Annotated in this window: 4 protein-coding genes; 3 read left to right on the top strand and 1 reads right to left on the bottom strand. The window is 52.3% G+C overall.

The annotated features are described in order from the left end of the window. The 3 genes from V7680_RS15140 to V7680_RS15130 form a co-directional block, all read left to right on the top strand. Nucleotides 1-1,185 (top strand): type IV secretory system conjugative DNA transfer family protein (locus V7680_RS15140; protein ID WP_335654090.1); only part of this gene is annotated, 1,185 nt, incomplete at its 5' end. Nucleotides 1,186-1,339: 154 nt separating this feature from the next. Continuing rightward, a complete protein-coding gene (locus V7680_RS15135; protein WP_335654089.1) occupies nucleotides 1,340-2,881 on the top strand; it encodes an anti-phage dCTP deaminase in 1,542 nt (513 codons plus the stop codon). A gap of 25 nt (nucleotides 2,882-2,906) precedes the next feature. Then, nucleotides 2,907-3,101: a hypothetical protein gene (locus V7680_RS15130; RefSeq protein WP_335654088.1), complete on the top strand. Its 195-nt coding sequence runs from the start codon at nucleotides 2,907-2,909 to the stop codon at nucleotides 3,099-3,101. 189 nt (nucleotides 3,102-3,290) lie between these two features. Here V7680_RS15130 and V7680_RS15125 read toward each other — a convergent pair whose 3' ends face one another. Beyond that, nucleotides 3,291-3,629: a single-stranded DNA-binding protein gene (locus tag V7680_RS15125; protein WP_335654087.1), complete on the bottom strand. Its 339-nt coding sequence runs from the start codon at nucleotides 3,627-3,629 to the stop codon at nucleotides 3,291-3,293. Nucleotides 3,630-3,668 lie beyond the last annotated feature (39 nt).

Raw genomic sequence — 3,668 nt, 5'->3', positions numbered from 1 at the left:
ACGATCATTCCCAATCTGCTCACCGCCAATCGTTCGGTGGTCTGCATCGATCCCAAGGGTGAGAATGCTCTTGTCACAATGCGCGCCCGCGAAGAGTTTGGGCCGGTGCATTGCCTCGATCCATTCGGTATCTCTGGGCAGGAAACGGCGCGGTATAATCCGCTCGACCGGCTTGATGCAGCCAGCCTCGATCTGGCCGAAGATGCGATGACGCTTGCCGATGCGCTGGTGTTTGATGAAGCCGAAACCGAAGCACATTGGAATGAAGAAGCCAAAGCGCTCATATCGGGCATCATCCTCTATGTCGTTTGCCATGATGATGCCGCCCACCGCAATCTCTCCAGCGTACGGGATTATCTGACGCTGGCCCCCGATGACTTCATTGCGTTGCTAACCGTCATGCAGGCCAGCGACCGCGCAGCCGGATTGATCGCGCGCTCCGCTAATCGTTATTTGAGCAAATCACACCGCGAGGCGGCGGGCGTGTTGTCGGGCGCGCAGCGGCATACGCATTTTCTGGATAGCCCGCGCATCGCAGCCGTGGTCGGCGGGTCTGATTTTGCCTTTGCTGATCTCAAGGACGAGGTAGCGACGGTATTTCTGATCCTGCCGCCTGACCGGCTCGATACCTATTCGCGCTGGCTGCGTTTGCTGGTGGCGCAATCGATCAATGAAATGGCGCGCTCGTCCGCCAAGCCGGAGCGCCCTGTCTTGTTCCTGCTCGATGAGTTTGCCGCCCTCGGGCGGCTGCAACCTATCGAGCGCGCAATGGGCCTGATGGCCGGTTACGGTCTGCAACTCTGGCCTATATTGCAGGACATCCACCAACTGCGCAGTCTTTACGGAACCCGCGCGGGGACATTCCTGTCCAATGCCGGTGTCTTGCAAGCGTTCGGGGTCAATGACTTTGACACTGCCGACATGCTGTCGAAAACAATGGGCCGCGAAACCATCACCTATGAAACCGGCGGGCAGAGCCAAAAGGATGTAATGGTCAAAGACCCTGAACGATCCTTGAGCAGAACCCAGCATCTTGCCACCCGCAATCTCATGGACCCCAATGAGATCATGCAGCTTGCTCCTGATACGCTGTTGCTCATGCGCGTCGGCGAGAGTCCGCTGATCGTGAAAAAGTTGCGCTTTTATGCGGACAAGGAATTTGCAGGGATGTTTGATGCGGAGTGAGGTTAACGGCGATAATCGCTGCAATGTCGGTCGCGCAGATGTTGAATAGAATTGTCACAAAAAGCTGTCGTCAGGCAAGAATAACTTTCGTTCTTGTCTCAATCGTGACAGACGAAATGGCAGACTATATTAAACATAAGTGCTTGGGGGATAGATGGAAACTGCTCGTCAAATTTTGGCCGCAAACGACGCGACTTTAGCCAACGAGATCACGGACAGACTTTCGCAGGAACTCGTCATAGCGCTTGTGGGGCCTGTCGGCTCAGGCGTCTCAACTGCTGCCGCTCAAATTCGCGACGTCCTCGCTGGCGATTTTGGATATGATGTCGCTCCAATTTTTAAACCAAGCAACATAATACAGCGGCAATGCCCACTCGTTGATATAGTTGCCCCCGGGAAAGATGACCTAGCCGTCTACATTCAGACAATGCAAGATGCGGGGAATAAACTCCGGGAGCGCTTTGGTAACGAGTATCTCGTCGAAAAAATAATCGAGCAGATCAAATTGTTCCGTGAAAGCAAGGGTGGGTACGCGGCCAATGTAGAGCAGCCGGGAAGGCGAGCATACATTATCGACTCGTTGAAGAATATTGAAGAGCTGACACTGCTTCGAAATATATATCGCGAAAGCTTGTGTGTCGTTGGTGTTTTTGCGCCTGACGAGATACGGCGTCAACGCCTGATAGATGGTGGTGCGAGCGCGGAAAGCGTGGGGCAACTCATGGCTCGCGATCAGGCTGAATTGATGACATTCGGTCAAAATACTCGCAAACTGTTCGTTGAAGCTGACCTTTTTGTTTGTAACGACCGCCGCCCTGAGGAACTCAATACAAGCGTCACGAGATTTCTTGATATTGTGTTTGATACCGCAATTCACACTCCGACGCGCGCTGAATCAGCAATGTATGAAGCAGATGCTGCATCAGCCAATTCAGCTTGTATGTCACGCCAAGTTGGGGCTTCGATAGTCTCTGCTCGGGGTGAATTGATCGCGGTAGGCTGGAATGACGTACCAAAATTTGGCGGCGGCCTCTACATCGAGGAAGATCGGTCGCGCTATGATAAGGTGCAGAACGCCATCGTGAATAAGGATCACCGGTGCCACAACTGGGCAGGTGGAATTTGTCACAACGAAACTCGCCGTACCAAAATTATCTCAAAGATAAGTGACGCGGCTGCCACAGTTGGTAAAGTTTCAACCGAACTTGCTCCTAAGGTGCGTGATAAGGTAGCTCAAAGTGAGATCGCCGACCTTATTGAGTATTCTCGCTCGATCCACGCTGAGATGGAGGCCATCTTATCAGTCGCGCGTGAGGGCAAACATTCACTTGTCGGCGCGACGTTGTATACGAACACATACCCCTGTCACAATTGCGCTAGGCACATTGTTGCAGCAGGCATCGTAAATGTAGTCTATATTCAGCCATATCTCAAAAGCCTTGCAACGCAACTGCATGCCGATGTTGTCACTGAGATACCCGACAAAGTGGACATGGTCGTGTTCCGGCAATTTGACGGCATTGCTCCACGAAACTTTATCCGACTATTCAAGCCATCTGCACCACGAAAAATGGGTGGGCGTATCTCGCGGATCGATAGGGCCAATGCAATTCCAATTTTTCGCGTGCCTCTCGACGCTCGATCGAATTATGAAGATTTAGTGATTGCAAATTTGGCTCAAAAAGAACAAGTTTAGCGAGCAAGGGGAAAAGGACACGGTTATGGCGAAGGAAAAATGTGACGATCTGCAACTGAGTCTCGAATTCAAAACCACTGAAATTTCTGAGTCCGCGCCACGAAAAGCTCCAATCATGCAATTTGTTGACGGCCCGACGCGTAGACTCAGAGCTGAAGCGATTCACCGCGTTGCTACCGCAGGTATTTTTGAGTCGTCTGTTAGATATAAATCGCGCTGAACCCAGCTTTCTTCGCTGAAAATTTTGTGCTGTGTTTGGACAAACAATTTTGCAACGGGCAAGGCTGCTATCTCAATTGCCGCCCCAAAACCTGCTCGCACACTTTTCCCTGATCTTCGTCGTTGGCGCCTTTGGTATTGTGACGTAATACCGACCAAAACGGGGCGGCAAAGCCGCCCCGCTGGATGGTCATTCGCCAGCTTCAGCGTCGACAGTCTTGCCCTTGGCTTTAGCGAGGATCGCGAAGCCGTCCGCGATCAGGTCAACTGAATAGCGGGTCTGGCCTTCGACCTTGTAGCTCGACTGACCGATGCGACCAGTAATGCGGACAAGATCACCGATAGTGGTTTTGGCGAGCCGGTCGCGCAATTTTCCAAACAGGGTGACACGATGCCATTGCGGATCGGACTTCCATGTCTCGCCTTCGCGGCGGTTGTAATTGACGGCAACCGAGATGTGAGTGACTTTCTCGGCGGCATCGATCTTGCCAAGCCGTCCGATGATGTGAAATTCTACGATATTCTGCACTGGTTTTCTCCTGATTGAGTGTCAGGCGAAATGTCCTGA

The organism is Parasphingorhabdus sp., from assembly GCF_036963705.1.
In the GTDB taxonomy this organism is placed as follows: domain Bacteria; phylum Pseudomonadota; class Alphaproteobacteria; order Sphingomonadales; family Sphingomonadaceae; genus Parasphingorhabdus.
This window is presented reverse-complemented; position numbering and strand designations above follow the sequence as displayed.

What these genes read in the sequence shown, in the direction of transcription:
- V7680_RS15135 (WP_335654089.1), top strand. Translation starts at nt 1,340, where the DNA reads ATGGAAACTGCTCGTCAAATTTTGGCCGCAAACGACGCGACTTTAGCC.
- V7680_RS15130 (WP_335654088.1), top strand. Translation starts at nt 2,907, where the DNA reads ATGGCGAAGGAAAAATGTGACGATCTGCAACTGAGTCTCGAATTCAAA.